Genomic DNA, 1,303 nt, shown 5'->3' on the forward strand with positions numbered 1-1,303 from the left:
CTTATTCATTTCATCACTTACTTTTTTAATTTGATTAAAATGTTTTTGAAGTAAACTACTGTCTGTATACGTGCCTTCTTCAACATTTGTTTGAATTTGAATCATATTATTATTTAAAACTTTCCAATCCGTTAATAACGTTTCTAAAGTTGTAATTTGACGATCAATTAATTCTGTAAAGCTATTTACTTGATCTTCAACGAATGTAATTTGAGTCGCCTCTGCTTCAGTTTGTGATAACTTTTGAATAAGTGGCAATAACTCTTTTTGCTTTTGCTGAATGCGAAGAGCTGCTTCTCTCGTTTGACTATCTGCAGCATTTACAATTTCATTACTTAAAGTACCGATAGAAACAAAATCGATTGTTTTCGTTTGTGCAGTTTGATTTGTGATTGTAAATACTTGTTTACCGATATTAATAGAACCTTTAATGATTTCTTGAGGTCTATTCAAAATAGTAGTTAGTTCAGCTTGAATTTCCCCTTGAATTCTTTTAATATCTTCTCTTAATTTCACAATATCTCCACTTGATCCTTGCAGTGTTTTTATTGCTTCATCGGCTTTAATTGATAAGTTGTTACTATCTTTGTCTAATACTGTTTTAAATCGATTTAACTCTAATAAATCTTGCTCCATACTCTCTTGGATGCTCTGTACTTGCAATTGTAATTTTCCATATGCACTCATAAAATCTGTTTTTGCTTGCTGATCTTCATTTACATTTCCTGCTAGTTCATAGAGCTTACTATAATAACTATTGAATCTAGTGCTGTATCTCATCATCTCTTGATTTAAGTCAATTAGCTTCGGATTATATTCATCAATCCACTCTCGTACATTCGCCTTTGCAAACTTTTGATGATTCGTTAAGCTACTCATCGCATTTACCTTAATGTCTGGCTGTTGCAAAATAATTAATCCGTATGCTTGAATAAGCGGTGATTGTGATCCTAACATTCTAATTGAATTGGATAATGTATTTGGAGCAATTACATTTTGCGCATATACTGTTTTCACTTCCGTTTGCCCCTCCTTAGCGTAAGCGCTTACAGGAATGAAGCAACTCGTAGATACCGCTGTAACCAATAACCCTGTAATTAAAGTCTTTTTCACTTTAACTCCTCCTATGTATTAGCAACTATTACTATCGCATTTTATTATTCTATTTTCTTGCCCATAATTTGAGATGGTTAAAATAGAGAACGTTCTCAACGTGATCTATGTATGAACCACCTCTCTCGTATTGCTACAGTACTTACTTATCGTCACAAAACATTTCATTATTTTTCATATGTGTTTAGTA

Annotated in this window: 1 protein-coding gene; it reads right to left on the bottom strand. The window is 32.2% G+C overall.

What is annotated here, in order from left to right:
- Positions 1-1,113: non-hemolytic enterotoxin NHE subunit A (gene nheA / locus ACQGS6_RS28685; protein WP_426966041.1), on the bottom strand; the 1,113-nt coding region annotated here is incomplete at its 3' end.
- Positions 1,114-1,303: the final 190 nt, after the last annotated feature.

Origin of the sequence: Bacillus sp. GMs2/2 (assembly GCF_050172095.1) — a bacterium.
Classification (GTDB): domain Bacteria; phylum Bacillota; class Bacilli; order Bacillales; family Bacillaceae_G; genus Bacillus_A; species Bacillus_A cereus.